The sequence below is a fragment of the Commensalibacter sp. Nvir genome (assembly GCF_963921845.1).
Taxonomy (GTDB): Bacteria; Pseudomonadota; Alphaproteobacteria; order Acetobacterales; family Acetobacteraceae; genus Commensalibacter.
Window position 1 is genome coordinate 1 of the sequence record NZ_CAWUGZ010000046.1, and the last position, 19,592, is coordinate 19,592.

The following is a 19,592-nucleotide window of genomic DNA, read 5'->3' on the forward strand; positions in this document are numbered from 1 at the left end:
CGTTTATGCTGATGGTTCCACTAGCCGTTAAAGTAGACGTTGCATTGGCTAACATTAAAGAATTTATAGTTAAGGGGTAAGATGTTTTGTAGGAAGACAGATTTTGTTTTTGATTTGCAAGTAAAATTGAATAGGTTTTGGGATCCATTTCCATATCAACTGAGCCGTCGCGTGGCAAGAGCACCGGTTCCGTAGTAGAATTTGATGCGGATAAACCAAAAAATTTGAGATGCAAATGCATAAGTTTATGGGTTGAAGTGATGATTATGTTAATCCTGCTTATCTGAATAACAAAATTTTCTTTTTGAAATATAGCCTTATTCCACGTAAAACTTACACTACCCTGATCTTGTAATTTTTTAATGAAAGGGGACAGTAGTGCATCATAATACGAAGCATTACATGAAGGAATATAATGTTGTAAAATTAAACTCATCAATCCCATAGACGTTGCATTATTTATCCTTATATATTGCTCATTATCTATGGAAAGAGTATTGGATTTTTTAATGATGATCTCAGCGGCTTTCATAGAGAGATTAGAATTATAAATAGGTTTTATATTGTAGTTATTCATTGTAAGTTGATTAGTGTTTGCGCTTATAGCAGAAACATTTATAAGCGCGCATGTATTCGCCCATTTTTGTGTGGCGAACGCATGGGGGCGCAAAATCATACCAAGGATTAAGATTACGCAATAAAAAGCAATGATAAAGTGACGTGGCATGAGTTTACTTGGAAAATAATGGAAATTACACTGAATGGCATAGCAAAGTAATACGATAGATTATATAAAGTTTTAAAAATTTTGAAAAGAATTGCTTTTCGTTAAAACAATTTTCAAGGATAATTGTGTTTATGTTTAAATTAGTGGATCCTTTTTTGGTATCGCTTATTTCAACGGTTTTACTCGCTACTTTTATTCCCTCTTATGGATTAGGATTAGTCGTTGTAAACAATTTGGCAATTTTTGCCATTGCATTGATGTTCTTTCTTCAAGGGGCGAGACTGTCCAGAAAAGCGATGCTTGAAGGGATGTTGCATTGGCGTTTACATTTACTAATTTTTTTATGTACATTCGCGCTGTTTCCATTACTCGGTCTTTTGCTAGAAAAACTATTTCCTCATTTGCTTGTGCCAGGATTATGGGCAGGGGTCATCTTTTTGTGTTGTCTACCTTCAACCATTCAATCGTCAATCGCTTTTACCTCGATTGCTAAAGGAAACGTTCCTGCTGCTATTTGTTCGGCAACGGCATCGAACGTGTTAGGTATCTTTATTACACCTATAATTGTAGGGATTATTTTTAATAGCCATGGGGGGCAAGGACAAATAGGGGGCGGATTATCCATTATTTATCAGTTACTGCTTCCTTTTATAGCGGGTCAATTGTTGCAACCGCTGATAGGGGGTTGGGCACTGCGTAACCGACGTTTGCTGTCTTTTTCTGATAGGGGGTCTATTCTGGTTGTGGTCTATAGTGCCTTTAGTGAAGCCGCAACAATGGGTCTTTGGCATCGTTTAGATTTTAAACAGCTTGTATATGTTGCGGGTGTTGATATTCTTTTATTGTTTATGGTGTTGATACTTATGGCAGTGATTAGTAAATTGCTTCGGTTTTCGTTTGCCGATCGTATTAGCATTGTGTTTTGTGGATCTAAAAAAACACTGGCTTCCGGAGTAACCATGGCCAATGTTTTATTCCCGCCAGGCATGGTTGGTATAATCGTTTTACCGTTGATGATTTTTCATCAAATACAACTTTTTGTTATTGCTATTATTGCCAGACAATGTGGGCGATTGCGGGATAAAGAAGAAGAGGCTTTAGAAAAAGCAGAATTAGAGCAACTGCGATAAATTTATACTTGCCAAGGGTCAAGGAAATCGTATATGTAGTTTTTACTTCATAAGGAGAGGTGGCCGAGTGGTTTAAGGCAGCGGTCTTGAAAACCGCCGTGCGTGAATAGCGTACCGTGGGTTCGAATCCCACCCTCTCCGCCATGAACCCTTTTGTTTCTATAAACTCCCTAAAAAAATACTAAAATCCTTATATTCGGCCATTTTATGTTATCATTCTGTAAAGTTTGATAAACTTTAATAAAGTGAACTAGGGGGTAATTTGGGGGGTATCAATAGTGAAATGGGGATATTACCCTCGGCGATCTAGCAATTAATTGAGCAAATTTTAAAGGAAAACTATAAGTTTTTGATTTAGGAAAATTTTAGTTTTTATGGCATATGCCATGAGTTTCTAAAGATTCGCTTGACGTTAAAATAAAATTTTGGTCTTAATTTTTGGATATGCTTAAAGCAGTTATAAAGACGTTATTTGAATAAACTTAAAGATTGTTTAAAACCAACCCAGCTAAATTAATTTTTTATTACTTAAGTTATTGGACAAAAAAACGTCATGCTTACAAGCACGTTAAACCAAAAAACATGTCGAGTTTACTTGGAAACTGATAGAAGTTAATTGAAAATTTGATTACTTTTCTTTTTATTTTAATCCTTAGTAAAAGGCTTTGCATTGTCATACTTACGTAGTTAAAAGACTTTTGCAATAAGCCTAGGAAGGGTGCAAATGAGCAATAAAAATTATAGTAGATCTTACCGTAAATGCTTTAGGTTGTAGAACCTTATAATATTGCTACTTACAAAATAATTTTTTAACATTTTACATAAGCGCTATTGGTTTTAGTTGATCCTAGTAAACGTAAAATGTATTACAATTTTAAATAAGTTCCGATAATAACAAGAGACATTATTATAGCAGAATTTAAAAATCGAACTTATTAGCCAAATATCTTTAGAAAAATTGAGGGGTATTGATACTATTAAAATTTGTCCCTCAATGTAAGTATGAAGCTTCCTAAAACGATAATACAAAAATTAAGTGTATGTGGTTTTAGTTGTTGCAGACTGTGTTTAAATAAGTCATCACAAATCTGTTAAACGGAAAAGAACTTATAAAGCATTATGCAAGTGGACGTTCTACCCACCGTGCGCCTTCGACACCGTGAAGAAAACCATTGGATAGAGGCATATCTTTACAAATAGTTTTAAGACGATGCGTGGCTTCATCGCCCGACAATGTTCCTGCGATGCGGGCTGAAAATACTTTAGCAACCTCCACCATATCGCAATCTTGCGGAGAGAGTCGGAACCGACTGACACCAGCCGCAATGAGTTCCTCAATAGCATCACTTAAGACTTGACAACTATACGATAAAGTTTGAACGCCATTTAAATTAAGAAAATCTTTACCGTCCAGCGTACGAATGGCCAATCCGTTTGGCTCTTCACCACAAACAAATTGACAATTATCTTTAACAAAGCCTTTGGCACGCGCGTGGGCACATCGAGCCGAGATTGCTAAGGGCAATCGACCGAATGAGAACACTTCAATAGGAACACGGTCTCGTACTTCTTTGGCTATGGCATGGATGGAAGAAAACGGCAATTCGGGTGGAAGGCAAATGGATTTGGCCCCACGATTAGCAAAAAAACGTGCAGTGGCAGCATTATAGACGTTAATTAACGGTCCAATGGTATACTCCTGACCATCTAAAAGACCTATGGTAGAGAGATCATTGGCTTCAATTAAGGATTTGGCATGTTTAATAATCTGTTGTATGAGTTTTCGCTCTCTATCCAAGGTAACTAAGGCTAAAGTGCTGTAATAGATTTTTTTTCCAGCCCTTTGTAACCTTGTAATAACTTCATCAACGAGCTTTTCATTGAAATGTATCCGTTTAGAGCAAATGGTCTCTCCTATACTTACGCAATCAATAGGGGATTCATCCGCAATACGAAAATAAAAATCACGCCATTTTTCTGGCTTCCAAAGGTAATAAATAGGTCCCAGTGTAAGGGAAGCTTTTTTCGTTAACACCTTCTATCTCCAACGTTTTTCATAGGCACCGGCAGTAATCTGTTGACCTTCACTTAATTCTTGTAAATGCGACAAATGCTTTTGACGATCTTCGGTATTTGCGTTAAGGGCCGCCTTAAGACTTGCCACTACAGAAGCCACATACGCTTTCCCTCGTTGGCGGCCTTCAATTTTTAAAGCTGAAACGCCTGCAGCTCGCAATGCGTCAAGGTGATCCATTACACTTAACGAAGTAGGATCTTCAAAAGCATATCCAGGTTTGTTCGCAATTTCGAAACGTCCTTTGCACAACGTAGGGTATCCCGCAGCTTCTCCCTCAGCAAATCGATTAATGGTATATTCGCCTAAAACTGAGAGTAAGCTATTGCCTTCACGTACGTAACGGACATGACTGGCGGGGGAACATACCCCATTCATGTTCGGAGATTTTCCAGTGGCATAAGAGGATAAAGCACAGCGTCCTTCCGCCATAACACAAAGACCACCAAACACAAACACTTCAACTTCGCATTTGATTTGCTTGGTGAATCCAGCAATGTCAGGGATGGTTAAGGTGCGAGGAAGAACGATCCGTTGCACATTGAATGCTGAAACCAAAAAATTGATGGCTTCTGGATTGGAAGCGGAAGCTTGCACAGAGACATGAATTCGTTGCGTTGGATGTACACGTGCAACGTACTCCATTAAACCTATATCGGCCAGAATTAAAGCATCGGCACCAATTCTGACCGCATCGTCAACGCTTTGAAACCATAGGGCTTCGTCACCCGCCCGCATGAACGTATTCAGGGTAACGAACGTTTTTACATTATGTTGACGACCATATTGAATTGCTGTTTCGAGTTCTTTATAACTAAAATTCAAACCGGGGAAATTGCGTGCATTGGTTTCATTACGAAAACCACAATATACCGCATCCGCACCCGCATGGACGGCTTCAATATAGGCAGATGGAGTACCTGCCGGGCAAATTAATTCCATTGTGTTTTTTCTTTTTTAAGTATTTGGTTGCGCAAAAAAAGAGCTATTTTTTCCATAAGGGGTGCAAAGGGGCCGCATATATCGGTAAAGTCATGCAAAAGATCAATGTCATTGTCGTCCAAGGTATTCCGCAAGGCAACCATAGCCTCCATATCCCCTGTTACCAAAATATCACGAGAAAAAAACAGAGCATCGGCATCAAGTCGACCTTCTGCTAGGGATAAAAGTAAAGAAAATGGGCCCTCAATCTCGCAATCTGCGATAATGGGCACGCCTTTTCGGCAGACATTGATGGTTTTTTGTTCAGGTTTAATCACAAAACATAAGGGTAAATCACTAAGAATAAACGCATAGGTTTTTTTTAAATGTTCGCCCAGTCGATCAAATAATTTTGGATGGCGAAGCAAAACGTGCGAAAAAGCGAGCTGAGCCGGTATAGAAAAAAGAGGTAATGGAAGTCGAGAAACAACAGTGGACGTCGGAGGTATAAGTCGCATGGAAAACCTCTTCTTGCAAAATTATTTGGACATTATTAGAGTGCTGAATACTATATAACATGTATTGTCCGTTTTGTTAAATGATCAAGGATGGCAAGAGGATTTATATTGAAAACGCTGCACGAAAAACTTTTGCAACTGCGTTTTTTTACTTTTATTGATAGTGAAGTTTGATGAGTAAGCTTCTATTTATTAACCTCACTAATCTGCTAGAGAGAGCGAGAGCATGAATAGCTTCACTATGGCCCAAGATCTTCAATCTTTCATTAAACAACTTGAAAAAATAGGGCAATTAAAACGTATCAAGCGACCTATTTCTATTGTTCACGAAATGACAGAAATACATCGCCGTGTGATTAAGGCAAAAGGTGCTGCTTTATTATTTGAAAACCCTTTGCGTGGGGACGGTTCCATATCGCCTATTCCTGTACTGGTCAATTTATTTGGAACTATCGAACGCGTGGCTATGGGACTTGGAGTGGAAGTGGAGGGCTTACCCCAACTGGGTGAGACATTGGTTGAACTATGTAGACCGCCTACATTTTCTTCTTTAAATGATGTTTGGAAAAAACTGCCGTTAGCACGATCAGTGCTTTCTATGCGTACAAAAACAAGGCGACATGCACCATGCCAAGAGGTGGTTTTAACCGGTGCAGAGATTGATCTCGATTGCTTGCCCATTCAACATTGCTGGCCTGGGGAACCCGATCCTCTTATTACTTGGCCTTTGGTGCTTACGCGAGATCCAGAAAATGAAAATGATGTTAATGTGGGGGTTTATCGTTTACAACGATTACGCAAGGATCGTTTAATCATGCGCTGGTTGGCCCAGCGTGGGGGGGCAAAACATTATCGTGCTTGGCAAAACAAAAAGCGCGATATGCCGGTCGCAATTGTTATCGGTTCAGATCCAGCCTTAATGCTGTCTGCGGCCATGCCTTTACCGGAAACGATCAGTGAAATTGCTTTTTCTGGATTGTTACGCAAAACATGCACGGATTTAATACCGGGTAAGACTGTGCCTCTGATGATTCCTGCCAATGCTGAAATTGTTATTGAAGGACAAGTCTCTTTCGAAAAACTTGAAAATGAAGGGCCCTATGGAGATCATACCGGATATTACAATTCCGTTGAACCTTTTCCCGTTATGCAGGTAAGTGCCATTACCATGCGCCGCAGGCCTGTTTATGTTTCAACCTATACGGGACGAGCTCCTGATGAACCCTCGCGTATCGGTGAAGCGCTTAATCAACTTTTTATTCCATTGGTTAAAAATCAATTTCCTGAGGTAGTCGATATATGGTTACCTCCTGAAACGTGTTCTTATCGCACCATAGTAGTTTCGATTAACAAACGATATCCAGGCCATGCGAAGCGTGTTATGCTCAGTTTATGGAGTATGTTGCCGCAATTTAACTATACCAAGTTAATTATTGCTGTGGATCCAGACATTAATATTCGAAATTGGGAAGACGTTATGTGGGCTATCTCCACACGTTTTGATGCCTCTCGCGATACCATAATATTAGAAAATATGCCAATTGATTATCTGGATTTTGCCTCCCCACAAGAAGGGCTTGGTGGTAAAATGGCGCTAGATGCAACCAATAAATTACCAGGGGAAACCCATCGTCAATGGGGTAAAGTTTTGACAATGCCGAGTGCTATAAAAAAGTCTGTGGATAATTATTGGGCGGAGTTAGGATTGTGAGTGAAGGTAAGAATGTTTCATTTTATAACCAACATAGGCGCCACCACTCGGTTATTGTGGCTATTACAGGCGCCTCTGGTTCAGCACTAGGATTACGTATTATTGAGCTTTTAGCTGCCGAACCGATGCTGGAACTTCATGTTGTTGTATCCTCAGCAGGCCAGCGTACCATTGCTACCGAACAAGGTCCAGAGGCATTTAACCAATTAAAATCTTTATCGACCTATTTTTATGATTGTGAGGATATAGGGGCTACGATAGCCAGTGGTTCTTTTCCTGTAGACGGTATGATTGTTGCCCCCTGTTCAATGCATACGTTAGCTGCGATTGCTAATGGAATTACGAATAATTTAATTATACGTGCTGCGGATGTTCAACTTAAAGAAAGGCGCCGTCTAATTCTTATGACTAGAGAAACGCCTTTGCATCTTGGCCATTTACGTCACATGTGTGCCGTCACAGAAATAGGCGGGGTTGTCATGCCCCCTGTTCCTGCCTTTTATCATAATCCAAAACATATAGATGAGATTATTGAAGACCTTGCCTTACGTGCCATTGCTTTGCTTGCTTTACCTTTATCGGCAAAGCCTCGTGTGTGGAAGAATTAGGGAAAATAAAGAACATAGAGTGTTAACCGTAAAAGATTTTAATTGGCTGGGTAAATTGCAGAATAGGTTTTTATAATGACAAAAGAATAGGGTTATAGGATAGAGTCAGCAGTTAACAATTACTGTGTGTTTCGGCGATCTATTTTTTGAAAAGTAGGGCAATAGGCTTATACGATAGGTTTAAAGTAAAAGGTGAAACTTATGTGTACAGAGTAAAAGCGCAGAGGCTTTAAAGTATTACTAAACGTAATTTACTCTGTACTTCATTCAGTGAATTACTTGTTACCGAGTGGCATGCATTCGCGTTTTATGCTGATTTTTTTTAAATGACCCCAAGTGAACAAAAGAAATCCGATAAAAGAAAACAAAAGCAATAAATAAAAGACGCTGTTTGGGCCAATATAATAAATAGAGAATCCAAACAAAGTAGGGGCAACCAAAAATGAAATATTGCTTAGATTTTGAACCCCATAATAGATTCCTCTTAAGTGTTTGGGGGCGATATAATCTATGAAGAGAAATTCAATGGGAACGATAATTAACTCACCGAGTGAAAAAACAGCCATGGCAAGTTCCATATAAAATACATTAACGTTTGAAACAGCAAATCCTGCAATGCCAATGGCTAGAAAAATAATACTTAAAATTAATTTTCTATAAATCAATTCATACCTAGAATTGTTTCTAGAAAAAAATATCTGGAATAATACAATCATGATTGTGTTAATCAGCATTAATTTACTTAAAATGATTCTTGCTTCAATAACGGAAAAAAAATTAACTAAATACATGGATAAATATTGTTGACTTTCTTTGTAAACCATCCCCAGAAAAAAACATCCCAATGTAAACAGCAGCAAGGATTTGTCTTTTCGTATAGCCAAGTTTATATCGCTTATTGAAGTTGAGTGAGTGGGATGGGTAGTGGGGAAGATTTTTTTGAAATAACAAAAACATGTAATACCTAGTGAAATAAAAAGGAGAATGGTTGAAAATATAAACGGCAGTGAAAAATTTTCTTTGGGGGAAAAAGCGTACCAGGCACACCCAATGGTAAACCCTATGTTTTGAGCGGTATAAACATGGGTAAATTTTTTGGACATGTTTAAATCTGATAGATTTTTTTTTAGCGATATAATAAACACCTGGAACGCAGAATTATAAGTAGCCAAGCTAATAAATACGAAGAACACGTTGCTTGAAAAAAGGATGGCGAGGCAGGAGGGTGCGTAAAAGCACATCGATAAAAAAAGGATTTTAGACGGAGGAAGTTTATCGTTTAAATACCCTGCATACATTGAAAAAAACATGCTTACCGCTAGGGAAGCACTGATGCAAAGGCCAATATCTTTTACAGGAAGGTGATATTTGTGCTTTAAATACAAAACCAAGGAGGGAAGAATCAACCCCCTTGATACATCTATGATGAATATCAAAGCTAATAAAATAATCAAGACTTTTTGGTCTAAAGTCCTTTTATTAATCAACACTTAGCGACCTCCCCCCTAATGATATCGGATGATAAATAATCTGAGAACGATTCTCATGTATTCATCAATATGGGTAAAACACAAGGAAATTTAATAACCAATTTAAAATTTTATGCAGGTAATGGTAAGGATTTATGATTTTAAAGGAAATAATCGGCAATGAGGCCTATGCAAAAATTATTATATGTATCGGTCTACTTCACCTTTAATGATGGGAATTCTTTGTTTAGATCAAGTCCGTCTCCTACGTCTGGCCTACAAACGCTTTCCCAGGAATTTGGTATTTGTTGATCAATACGGTTTTGATAATTTGAATTACCTCTATTTTGGTAGCCGGTTTTTACTTTTTTATATCGAAAAGATGAGGAATAGAAATTTTTGTAAGTGAAACTTTTGTCACAGGGATACGGCATGGAAAAACTTATTTTGAAGAAAGCGTATTAAAATTCAAAATTAAAGGCGGAGTCAATGCTAAGAATTAACCGGTAACTGTATCCGACATTAAAGAAAATTCTATTGAAATTGGAAAGGTGCAGGTGTCTGTTTCTATTGAAATGTATGGGGTGACTATGTTGCCGTTAGCTAATGCAGAGATCTATAACCTGTCTGTTGGTTTAGCCAGCCAGATATCTACCATGGGGTTATCTATACACCGTGGGTGGCCGCCTAAAAAGCCATTCAAGTCATTATTTAGGTAAAACGCGCAGAAACCGACAAGGGTCAAGGGATATACTCGAAAATATTCCAAAGTGGGATTATGGTGGCCTATGATGATTATAACGCTATACTGGAAAATTACCCTGTGTCCAGTTATCAGCTACGAGGGAATATAGTGGCAGCATTGCACTTTATGTAGGATTTGTATAGAGATTTTTAGCTTAATTCAAAAACAAACCTTTTCGTTAATACCCCAACGATATGTCCAATTCGTTGCGATTTATATGTGAAAGTCATTGAAATTCCTCTAAAATAAGAAAAAGTAATTAAATCGTAATAATTTGATTAAAGCAATAAAATATGCTATAATTTTAACGATAAAGTTTAAATAAAAATACGATTTTAGATGGGATTATTTTATGAAAAAAAATTTAATTAAATCATTTGTGTTTGCCTTTGTTGCATTGAATGCACCTTCTTTTGCCTTTGCAACAGGCCAGACACCTGGAAGTTACACTTACTATAAACTACCCAGTATGACTGTAAATGCTGTTGATTTTTTTACTACCATTAATCAAAGCCCAGGATTTCAATCTCAAGTATTCTGGTCTCATCAATTTAGTCTTTCCGATAACACTAGTGGTTATACAGGCATGCAAACCAATGGTGGCACCGATAATCATTTTCTTTTTTCCGTTTGGGATGGGGTAGCCGCTAAAACTGGTTCGTCAGGAACTTATTGTGAAAAATTCAGCGAACAGGGAACAGGATACTCCTGCAGATTGAATTACAATTGGAAACAAGGCCATACTTATAAATATCATCTTTTTTATCAAAATACCAATTGGTTAACTCTGACAGTTACTGACCTTACGGATAATACTTCCTTTACATTGGGTAGCATCCAAACCAATGCTACATCGCTTTCTTCCACTGGTTTAGTCGATTGGGTTGAGTATTACGAATGGAATAGTGATCGGAGTACTTGTTTGGGACAACCATACAGCAACGCGGCGTTTGGAGTGCCTATTGCTTATAATGCTTCAGGGACACAATATAAAGCCACGGTATCGTCTTCAAGTAAGTCCAGTACTTGTCAAGACTACACGAATATTTTTTCAACGGAAACACATAAAAATGGAATTGGAAATTCAGCACGAGGGAGCATAAAAAATAATCAAGCTTGTCTTGATTCTAGCGGAGGAATAAGTGAGGGAACCAGTGTTATTACTTATAGTTGCACGAATGGGATAAACCAGGGCTGGGTCTATTCCAAAGACCATTCTTTGCAAACAGCCTATAATTATTGCTTGGTCGATGATAACGGATTAAAACTAGAAACCTGCAATAAGGCAAAGGTTAGCACCCAATGGGAAATAACGGGTAATCAAATAAAAAAAGCCAACACGTCTTCATGTCTTACCAATACTAGTAAAGGGTCAGAGGTAACGTTAACTCAATGTGATAGTTCGTCTCCTCAGCAATGGGATGTTTCACAACTCTCTTTATCAAACTAAAATTTTAAAATTCTAATATTAACCCTTTAAACCACCTTAGCCGGTGGTTTTTTATTGAAAAGATCTCTCGCAGTTGTTTGAGGTCAATTTTTTCTGTGATAGTTTTAAATGGAGAGAATAAGAATAGTATTAAACAGCTTTTTCCAACGTTTCAACCTATTCAAAGTCTGGGCTTTTGTTTTTTTATTGCGCTTTAACCACTATACGTTTATCTAACGATGGATAAGTTTTTAGGTTTCATCAATCTTAAGGGGGCGTATCTGGATTTTCCTTTTCTTTTGCAAAAATTTAGGCGCTTCGCCATGGAATGGATAATGGTTTGTTTTCGTTTATCAACGGAACGTTTTTGAAAGACGATCCTATCGAAAATGGTGACGATTTCACGATTAAAAATACTCCTTGTGATGCCTTATACCGGTATAGTTCTGTATTAAAGGCTCTTTATAAGATTGCTAACATTCAAAAGAAAATGAGAGCCGATTCAACAGCGCTTTTATCCGTAACAAAATGGGAGTGAAGGCGATGAAGCGTAGCCAAAGCATTGTTCAAACAACCTCGAACTGGCGAACTGTTTTCTTCGCTGTTTTTTGCTGCGCAAGCAATACAAATTCAATGTCCACCCGTAAAATGTTACATTTAACGAAACGCTGAAAGATTACATAAAGATTTTTTAGTCTGCTGTTCTTGCAGCAAGAAATATTGTTTTATACTATCAAAACGATAGTTCATGGTTTCAAAGGATAAATTGGTAAGAAACAATTCAAAAAACGAAAAATTTTTCATATTAAGTTAACGCGTTTGTTCGTTTTTTTTGGAATGTTTTTGCTTTACACCAATTTACACCAAAGTAATGTATAACACGTTGATTTTATAAATTTTATGGTGCCGGATGAGAGATTTGAACTCCCGACCTTCGGTTTACAAAACCGCTGCACTACCACTGTGCTAATCCGGCTATTTATACCCCTTTGAACCTAAGGGATGATTTTGTAAAATTTTCTATGCCTTAATTTCATTATAATTTCAAGGAAAAACTCTGTGCTATGCAAACTATTTTCGGTTTAGGAAATGAAAGTTTTTAGAAGTATTTTGCAATTGGTTTAAAATAAAGTATTTTATCGTGACTATATGCAAAGGGTTATTGGCGCATAGAGGTCAAGTCATAGATCAAACACGCGCTTGACTTACTTGTAAGTTATATTTGCTTAATAAACATAATTTGATTAAATAGTTGATAATATTGTTGCGTTTCATGTGGTTTTTTTTACTTATATTAAGGTTAATACTAAACATTGATGTATTAAATATTAAACTTATTAAAGTTTTATTCTTTGCGAATGTTTTATTACAATTAGTTTTTACAAAGCATAAAAGTTTTTTTTATGTAAACAATCCGTTTTAATCCTTTTACTTTGTTAAAAGTGTTTTGGTTGTTGTTCTAATATTGTGTTGCCGTTTTCTAGATCAATTTCAAATAATGCATACGGTAAATTCTATAATAGTTCCAAACCTTTTAAAAATTTAAACATTGTTTAAAATGTTTGTAAGAGTTGCATTAAGGATTAAATGTTAGGTAATACGCAACAATCTAATGTGAGTCTGAGAATTGTAACTAAAGCAAAATTTAGATTCGAAATAGTAACGATAGATTGAAGTTTCTTTCAAAGTCGCTTATACTATAAAATAATAATTTAGTTAAAGTCACAATGTAAGATGACGTTCTTGGGGCGAGGTGTAAATCCTCACCGACGGTAAGGGAAGATAATTCCCAAGCCCGTGAGCGCTTATTTTTTTCGAAATAAGGTCAAGCAGATTTGGTGTAACTCCAAAGCCGACGGTTATAGTCCGGATGAGAAAGAACGAAAGACCAAGCCATGGTTTTGCATGGCGTGTGTCCTATGTGCCCGCGTGCGTCCAAAATTTTAGGGCCTGGTTAATTAATGCAAGCACGCTATTCTAACAAACTCGATTATCTGGAACTTTTTGAACTTCCCAAAACAGTATGTAAGGGGTTTGAACACGCTTTACAAGAAGCTGCAACATACGTCGGTCAAACGTCACCCAACCCCCCTGTGGGTTGCGCTATTCTTGATAAGGCTGGCAATCTTCTAGCATGCGAAGCGCATCACCGTGCGGGCGAGGCTCATGCTGAAATATTGGCATTGAGACGTTGTGCTGAACGTGGACTTTGGGAGAAAATTAGTGACGTTATGGTGACGTTAGAGCCCTGTAACCATACAGGTCAAACCCCCCCCTGTTCAGAAGCCTTATTAAACACCCCCGCAAAACGAATATGGGTCGGTATGAAAGATCCTAATCCTAAGGTTTGTGGAAATGGAAATATTCGTCTCCGTCAAGGAGGGAAAAAAGTTATCCTTTTGCAAGATCTGTCTTCCATAGAAGCGAAATATTATTACCAACAATGTTGTCAGCTTTTGCTTCCGTTCACCAAAGCCGTTACTAAAAACCAAGCTTGGATTACGGTAAAGCAAGCTTTATCCGTTTCCGGCTCTATGCTTCCTCCTAAGGGACAAAAAACATTTACTTCTTTTAATTCTTTGACAATAGCGCATAAGTTGAGGCGAGCTACCGAAGCGATTATTACCACTGCTGCTACTATCCGCGCAGATCGCCCCAATTTTACGGTACGTCATATTCCAGATCATATAAATAAAAAAAGACTTTTGGTTATTTGCACACGTCAAAAAGCAGATCTGCACGCCTTATGTTCCGAATCTTATTTACGTCAAGCACAGGCTAACGGATTTCAATTCCTTGTTTGTCGTAATTTACGGACATTGCCTGAATTGCTTTATCAGCATCACGTTCTTTGGGCCATGGTAGAAGCAGGTCCAAATTTTTTAAAATCCATACAACAACTGCAAATTTGGGATGATTGGCTGCTGTTTCAACAAAGTTTAGGAAAAGAAGATACAATAAGCGTGCAATCGAAACACCCCTTAACCCCTCTTTCATCACTATTGACTCATGTTAAATTCCATAGAGTAAAGGAAGTTCAATGTTCTCTGGTATCATAGAAAATTTAGGTATTGTTCAATCCGTTCGTTTTGAAAACAATGCCATGATTATTTTAATTGACACCTTTATGCGTGACCTTAGTGTAGGGGAAAGCGTTGCAGTAAACGGGGTTTGTTTAACAGTTACTGAATGTAATAGAGAAGGTCGAGCCATTTTTTTTCTGAGTTCTGAAACATTAGAACGAAGCAGTTTAAAAAAACTGGTTGCGGATAAATACGTAAATTTAGAACGTGCTGTTACGCCATCCACTCGACTATCAGGACACATCGTTCAAGGTCATGTAGATGGAACCGCACGTTTTGTAAACAAAGAACAACAAGGGGAAGCCCATACAGTTTTGTTTTCAATGCCAAAAGCCTTAAGGAAATACGTAGTAGAAAAGGGATCCATCGCTATTGATGGTGTCAGTTTAACCCTAAATAAAATCAAAGAAACAAATATGGATGAGGCGTTTGATATACAATTAATGATTATTCCACATACATGGGAACATACAACGTTTGGTCAAATGACTCTAGGAGAAAACGTCAATATTGAGGTCGATATCATTGCAAAATATGTGGAGAATATATGCTTATTTCAGAAATAGAAAGAACGCTGCCCAAAGACTTAAAAGAGGCTGTTCACGCTTTGCGTTCGGGTAAAATGATTATTATGATGGATGATGAAGGCCGTGAAAACGAAGGCGATCTCGTGGCAGCAGGCGAGTTGGTGAGCGAAGAAAGCATCAATTTTATGGTTACCCATGCCCGCGGTATTGTATGTATCCCTATTGAAATGGAAAAGGCACAACGCTTAAATCTAAAATATATGGTTCCACATAATACGTCACCGCACGAAACTGCTTTTACGGTTTCTATTGAAGCAAAAAAAAATGTAAGCACCGGCGTTTCTGTCAAGGACAGGGTACAGACAATACAAAGTGTGGCGCAAGACGATGCCGGCCCCGAGGATATTGTAACACCGGGTCATATGTTCCCTTTAATTGCCCATCCCGGTGGGGTTTTGTCGCGGCAAGGTCATACAGAAGGCTCTATAGATCTTTTGAAACTAGCAGGAATGAAACCGGTTGCTGTAATTTGCGAAATTTTAAATGAAGATGGTAGTATGGCGCGCAAAAAACAGTTACACGATTTTTCTAAAAAACATCAACTGCCAATCGTGACGGTATCTTCTCTTGTGAAATGGCGTCAACATTATGATGCTTTATCCCCCGATGGGTTTGCTCACAAAATCAAGTCAGGTCCCATTGTTCGTTTGCCTAATTATTATGGTGGGGACGATTTTAAAACACAGGCGTTTGTCGATTTAAAAGGGAATGAGCATCTGGTGGTGATGAAAGGTGATTTCAGCGGTAGCTCTGATATTATCCCTTTGATTCGTTTGCATTCTGAGTGCTTGACAGGGGATGTATTTGGCTCTTTGCGGTGTGATTGCGGTCCGCAACTTCACAAAGCGTTAAAAATTATTGGTGAGTCCGAAAAAGGGGCTTTAATTTATCTTCGTGGTCATGAAGGCAGGGGTATTGGTCTTTTCAATAAAATTTGCGCTTATAAATTACAAGATGAGGGCATGGATACCGTGGAAGCGAATATACAATTAGGATTTCCTTCTGAAATGCGTGATTGGACCATTGCAGGGGCTATTTTACATGCGCTTGGCATTCATCATTTACGTTTGCTAACCAATAATAACGATAAAGTGAACTTATTAGAGCAACAAGGTTTTGTCATCGAAGAACGGGTTCCCCTAGAAATAGAACCCAATCGACACAATATGGAGTATTTACAGACCAAAAAAAGTCGTATGGGGCATACCTTGTCGGCAGTTTCAATTAAAGAGTAAATGATGAAAGCCTACGAAAGTTACCAATTATGATAAAACAAGCGCCTTCTACTACAAGAAATTATACTTTTTCTTCTTTACCAAGAATTGCTATGGTTGTTAGCCGATTTAATGAAAAAGTAACGCATAGTCTTTCAAAGGCAGCACAAGCGTGGCTTGTTGAACATAACATTCCTTTTCAAAAAGAAAATGATTTATTTTATGCACCCGGTGCTTTTGAATTGCCTTTAATTGCGCAACATCTTGCCAAAAGTGGTAGATACGATGGGGTTGTTTGTTTAGGTTGTGTTATTAAAGGAGACACGGCTCATTTTGAGTTTATTAGTTTGAGTGCATCTTTGGGAATTATGCAAGCCTCTCTATCCACCGAAGTGCCGATAAGTTTTGGAATTTTGACAGCTTATACGTTTGAACAAGCCAAACTTCGTTCATTGGACAATCACGAAAATAAAGGTAGAGAAGCGGTGGCGGCGTGTGTAGAGACGGTTTCTTTGTTGCAAAGGACTGCTTGAATCTACAAATTTATACGTTGAATTCGGCATTCTTAAACGTCTCACCTTTGATTGGGACTTGTATCTTGCTTTTGTCGAATTTAAAGATATTTTTCTAAGTTAAATACCACCATTTATTATTCGATAAATAAATGCGTGGTTTTATTTATTGATTGATAATATCACAGACCCCTATACACTAATGAAGTAGCTAATTCATCGTTAATTAAGGGAGTGATAAACCTATGATGTCCACATTTATCGGACGTGTCGTCTCGATATGCTCGCGTCATGCTTGGACAGTCGTTGTGATTTATGTTTTTTTAGCCATTGCGTCTGTTTTGGTAACGGTTAATACGTTAGATATTACAACAGATACAACACAAATGTTTTCAGCGGCTATGCCCTGGAAACAAAGATCCGATTGGATGGCGCGTAATTTTCCCCAAAAAGAAAATTTATTGGTCGCCTTAATTCAATCAAACGTTCCTGAAAAAGCAGAAGTATCCGCGCAATCTCTGGTTGCTTCTTTAAAAAATGATAAAAAACATTTTGATTTTGTTCGTTACCCAGAAGCCGATCCTTTTCTTGTGCAAAATGGGTTGTTGTATCTTGATCCTGCAACGTTGGATCAAACATTAAATAAAATTATACAGGCGCAGCCTTTTTTAAGTGGATTAGCATTCGACCCTTCGGCACGAGGGTTATTTGAAGCCTTGGACATGGTTGTATTAGGGGTTAAGGAGAAACAAGTCGATTTTACTCAATATAACGATGCTCTGGATGCTTTTGCCACCACATTAAATTCAGTCGCTCAGGGACAGCCTCAGTATTTTTCTTGGGAAAAAAGCCTATCAGGGTCTTTATCGGATTTATCAGGCAAATATAAAATTGTTATTGCCAAACCAAAACTGAATTTAAACACTTTTCAGCCCGCCGGCGCAGCGGTGGAAAAGTTGAGGCAAACGATAAATCATTTGCCTTATGTTCGTGACGGATCCGTAAGTATCCATATTACAGGGGATGCAAAACTCAGCGACGAAGAATTTTCAACGGTTATGCAGGGTATGGTTGTTGGATTATTTGCGTCTTTTGTATTGGTCGCAGGATGGCTTTTTCTAGCTGTACGGACATGGAATGTAATTTTTTCAATTCTATTTGTTTTATTTATTGGCCTTGTATTAACGACAGGATTTGCTTCCGTTGCCGTTGGTACGTTAAATCTTATCTCGGTGTCTTTTGCTATTTTGTTCGTCAGCATTGCGGTTGATTTCGGTATTCAGTTTTCTGTTCGTTTTCGAGGGCAAACCGTAAAAAACGATCAAGATGTTGATATAGACAAAGCCTTGGTCAACACAGGAAGAGAAACAGGACACCAAATTTTTACGGCTGCTGTTTCAGCTGCTGCAGGTTTTTTAGCGTTCACTCCTACGCAGTTTACAGGGGTGCGGCAACTCGGCTTGATAGCAGGTGGAGGGATGTTAATAGCTTTTGTCTGCACTATAACCCTTTTGCCTGCTTTATTGAAACTTTTCAAACCAAAGATTGTACAGTCTTTTGCCGGTTTTCCTCAATTAAAGCCCATTGATAAAAAAATACGCCGTTATCGTGCTGCAATTCTTTTTTTCTTTTCTGTATTGGGTGCGGTAGGACTTTTTTTGTTCGTTGATCAACGCGTTGTGTTTGACTCGGATCCTTTTCATACAAAGGATTCTCGTTCAGAAGGAATGAAAACGTTAAAATTAATGATGAATGATTCCAACACAACTCCTTATACCATTGATATTATGGTAGATTCCCCTCAAAAGGCTTTGGAGTTGACCAATCGTTTAGAAAACCTTTCAACTGTAAAAAACGTCATATGGTTAGACTCTTTTATTCCTCAAGATCAAGCTGTAAAGTTGCCTATGATCCATGATGCTGCGGATATTTTGTTACCCACCTTAACGGTTCAAAATCCTAAACCCAAACCAACAGCTTCCGAATTGCGGCAATCTGTCAAAACACTTTTAAACGGCCTGCTTTCAGTTCAAAAAGAATTAAAACCAGATCAAGCGCTTTATCAAATTATGAAGGCTTTAGAAAAAATTGATAAACTACCGGATGCTTCCCTAGAACAGATGAATGATCGTTTAATCAAATTTCTTCCGCTGCAGTTACAACGATTACAACTGATGCTGAATGCAAAGGCTACTCGAACAGAGGATATTCCACAAACGCTTACATCGGATTACAAAACTAAATCCGGTCAATATAGAGTTGAGGTCTATCCTAAGGGGGTTAATTTAACCCCCCAGCAAATTACTGCTTTTGTACGGCAAATTCAATCCGTTGCGCCACAAGCGGCAGGCACTTGTGTTGATATTGTCGAAAGTGCAGCCACGGTTGTGCATGCCTTTTTGATCGCGGCTGCCATGGCGATTATAACATTGGCCATTATCTTGTACATTGCCCTAAGGCGCATACTGGATATGGTTTTGGTTTTAATTCCTTTAATTCTGTCGGCTTTAATAACCGTCATTGTTATTGTGGTATCGGGTCAAATGCTTAATTTTGCGAATATTATTACGTTGCCTCTTTTTTTAGGGGTAGGGGTATCGTTTAATATTTATTTTGTAATGAATTGGCGAGAAGGCATTCAATATCCGCTTTCGTCACCAACCGCGAGAGCTGTTTTATTTTCTGCCCTTACAACCGGTACTGCATTTGGATCTTTGGCGTGTTCTGCCCATCCTGGAACCGCCAGCATGGGGGTTTTATTATTAATTTCCTTGGCTAGTACATTAATGGTAACCTTAGGGTTTGTGCCTGCCTTGTTGCCTAAAAGGGATGTGGATGATTTTTAAATTTTAAAAGGCACCGAT

15 protein-coding genes, 2 tRNA genes and 1 riboswitch are annotated in these 19,592 nt (G+C 38.2%); of the genes, 11 read left to right on the forward strand and 6 right to left on the reverse strand.

From position 1 onward, the window contains the following. Window positions 1–727: hypothetical protein (locus tag AABE15_RS03610; RefSeq protein WP_338329916.1), on the reverse strand; the 727-nt coding region annotated here is incomplete at its 3' end. Window positions 728–858: 131 nt separating this feature from the next. On the opposite strand from AABE15_RS03610, the gene AABE15_RS03615 reads away from it, so the two are divergent. Together AABE15_RS03615 and AABE15_RS03620 are read left to right on the forward strand one after the other, a co-directional pair. Further along, window positions 859–1,857 carry a bile acid:sodium symporter family protein gene (locus AABE15_RS03615; RefSeq protein WP_338329917.1) on the forward strand — a complete coding sequence of 333 codons (999 nt, stop codon included), beginning with the start codon at window positions 859–861 and terminating at the stop codon, window positions 1,855–1,857. Window positions 1,858–1,910: 53 nt separating this feature from the next. Continuing rightward, window positions 1,911–2,001 (forward strand) — tRNA-Ser (locus AABE15_RS03620). Window positions 2,002–2,974: 973 nt separating this feature from the next. Here AABE15_RS03620 and AABE15_RS03625 read toward each other — a convergent pair. Genes AABE15_RS03625 through AABE15_RS03635 form a run of 3 tightly spaced genes read right to left on the reverse strand, consistent with a single transcriptional unit; the run spans window position 2,975 to window position 5,370 of the window. Beyond that, on the reverse strand, window positions 2,975–3,892 hold the full coding sequence (locus tag AABE15_RS03625) for a U32 family peptidase (RefSeq protein ID WP_338329918.1): 918 nt from the start codon (window positions 3,890–3,892) through the stop codon (window positions 2,975–2,977). 3 nt (window positions 3,893–3,895) lie between these two features. Beyond that, the gene (locus AABE15_RS03630) at window positions 3,896–4,873 is read right to left on the reverse strand and encodes a peptidase U32 family protein (protein ID WP_338329919.1); all 978 of its coding nucleotides are present in this window, start codon (window positions 4,871–4,873) and stop codon (window positions 3,896–3,898) included. Further along, window positions 4,864–5,370 carry an SCP2 sterol-binding domain-containing protein gene (locus AABE15_RS03635; RefSeq protein WP_338329920.1) on the reverse strand — a complete coding sequence of 169 codons (507 nt, stop codon included), beginning with the start codon at window positions 5,368–5,370 and terminating at the stop codon, window positions 4,864–4,866. Before AABE15_RS03635 ends, AABE15_RS03630 begins: the two co-directional genes overlap by 10 nt. Window positions 5,371–5,596: 226 nt before the next feature. Between AABE15_RS03635 and AABE15_RS03640 the strand changes: the two genes are divergently transcribed. Beyond that, window positions 5,597–7,081, forward strand: a complete 1,485-nt coding sequence (locus AABE15_RS03640) for a UbiD family decarboxylase (protein ID WP_338329921.1) — start codon at window positions 5,597–5,599, stop codon at window positions 7,079–7,081. Next, window positions 7,078–7,689, forward strand: a complete 612-nt coding sequence (locus AABE15_RS03645) for a UbiX family flavin prenyltransferase (RefSeq protein ID WP_338329922.1) — start codon at window positions 7,078–7,080, stop codon at window positions 7,687–7,689. The genes AABE15_RS03640 and AABE15_RS03645 overlap by 4 nt, the downstream gene beginning before the upstream one ends. Before the next feature lie 275 nt (window positions 7,690–7,964). Here AABE15_RS03645 and AABE15_RS03650 read toward each other — a convergent pair whose 3' ends face one another. Continuing rightward, window positions 7,965–9,179, reverse strand: a complete 1,215-nt coding sequence (locus tag AABE15_RS03650; RefSeq protein ID WP_338329923.1) for an MFS transporter — start codon at window positions 9,177–9,179, stop codon at window positions 7,965–7,967. 1,076 nt (window positions 9,180–10,255) lie between these two features. On the opposite strand from AABE15_RS03650, the gene AABE15_RS03655 reads away from it, so the two are divergent. Next, window positions 10,256–11,353, forward strand: coding sequence for a ricin-type beta-trefoil lectin domain protein (locus AABE15_RS03655; protein ID WP_338329924.1), 1,098 nt, complete (start codon window positions 10,256–10,258; stop codon window positions 11,351–11,353). A gap of 307 nt (window positions 11,354–11,660) precedes the next feature. Then, window positions 11,661–11,870 carry a hypothetical protein gene (locus AABE15_RS03660; protein WP_338329925.1) on the forward strand — a complete coding sequence of 70 codons (210 nt, stop codon included), beginning with the start codon at window positions 11,661–11,663 and terminating at the stop codon, window positions 11,868–11,870. A gap of 363 nt (window positions 11,871–12,233) precedes the next feature. On the opposite strand, the gene AABE15_RS03665 is transcribed toward AABE15_RS03660, so the two are convergent. Beyond that, window positions 12,234–12,308, reverse strand: a tRNA-Thr gene (locus AABE15_RS03665). A gap of 759 nt (window positions 12,309–13,067) precedes the next feature. After that, window positions 13,068–13,218, forward strand: a riboswitch (FMN riboswitch). A gap of 75 nt (window positions 13,219–13,293) precedes the next feature. Here AABE15_RS03665 and ribD point away from each other — a divergent pair. The 5 genes from ribD (at window position 13,294) to AABE15_RS03690 (ending at window position 19,574) form a co-directional block, all read left to right on the forward strand. After that, window positions 13,294–14,391, forward strand: a complete 1,098-nt coding sequence (gene ribD, locus AABE15_RS03670) for a bifunctional diaminohydroxyphosphoribosylaminopyrimidine deaminase/5-amino-6-(5-phosphoribosylamino)uracil reductase RibD (protein ID WP_338329926.1) — start codon at window positions 13,294–13,296, stop codon at window positions 14,389–14,391. After that, the gene (locus tag AABE15_RS03675) at window positions 14,373–14,981 is read left to right on the forward strand and encodes a riboflavin synthase (protein WP_338329927.1); all 609 of its coding nucleotides are present in this window, start codon (window positions 14,373–14,375) and stop codon (window positions 14,979–14,981) included. Before ribD ends, AABE15_RS03675 begins: the two co-directional genes overlap by 19 nt. Then, window positions 14,963–16,237, forward strand: coding sequence for a 3,4-dihydroxy-2-butanone-4-phosphate synthase (gene ribB, locus AABE15_RS03680; RefSeq protein WP_338329928.1), 1,275 nt, complete (start codon window positions 14,963–14,965; stop codon window positions 16,235–16,237). Before AABE15_RS03675 ends, ribB begins: the two co-directional genes overlap by 19 nt. A 29-nt stretch (window positions 16,238–16,266) precedes the next feature. Beyond that, on the forward strand, window positions 16,267–16,749 hold the full coding sequence (ribH, locus tag AABE15_RS03685) for a 6,7-dimethyl-8-ribityllumazine synthase (protein ID WP_338329929.1): 483 nt from the start codon (window positions 16,267–16,269) through the stop codon (window positions 16,747–16,749). A 224-nt stretch (window positions 16,750–16,973) separates the two neighbouring features. Next, window positions 16,974–19,574: an MMPL family transporter gene (locus AABE15_RS03690; RefSeq protein WP_338329930.1), complete on the forward strand. Its 2,601-nt coding sequence runs from the start codon at window positions 16,974–16,976 to the stop codon at window positions 19,572–19,574. Window positions 19,575–19,592 lie beyond the last annotated feature (18 nt).

Bases quoted from the DNA above. Each gene is read 5' to 3' on its own strand.
- AABE15_RS03615 (WP_338329917.1), top strand. From the start codon at position 859: ATGTTTAAATTAGTGGATCCTTTTTTGGTATCGCTTATTTCAACGGTT.
- AABE15_RS03630 (WP_338329919.1), bottom strand. From the start codon at position 4,873: ATGGAATTAATTTGCCCGGCAGGTACTCCATCTGCCTATATTGAAGCC.
- AABE15_RS03635 (WP_338329920.1), bottom strand. From the start codon at position 5,370: ATGCGACTTATACCTCCGACGTCCACTGTTGTTTCTCGACTTCCATTA.
- AABE15_RS03640 (WP_338329921.1), top strand. From the start codon at position 5,597: ATGAATAGCTTCACTATGGCCCAAGATCTTCAATCTTTCATTAAACAA.
- AABE15_RS03655 (WP_338329924.1), top strand. From the start codon at position 10,256: ATGAAAAAAAATTTAATTAAATCATTTGTGTTTGCCTTTGTTGCATTG.
- AABE15_RS03660 (WP_338329925.1), top strand. From the start codon at position 11,661: ATGGATAATGGTTTGTTTTCGTTTATCAACGGAACGTTTTTGAAAGAC.
- ribD (WP_338329926.1), top strand. From the start codon at position 13,294: ATGCAAGCACGCTATTCTAACAAACTCGATTATCTGGAACTTTTTGAA.
- AABE15_RS03675 (WP_338329927.1), top strand. From the start codon at position 14,373: ATGTTCTCTGGTATCATAGAAAATTTAGGTATTGTTCAATCCGTTCGT.
- ribB (WP_338329928.1), top strand. From the start codon at position 14,963: ATGCTTATTTCAGAAATAGAAAGAACGCTGCCCAAAGACTTAAAAGAG.
- ribH (WP_338329929.1), top strand. From the start codon at position 16,267: ATGATAAAACAAGCGCCTTCTACTACAAGAAATTATACTTTTTCTTCT.
- AABE15_RS03690 (WP_338329930.1), top strand. From the start codon at position 16,974: ATGATGTCCACATTTATCGGACGTGTCGTCTCGATATGCTCGCGTCAT.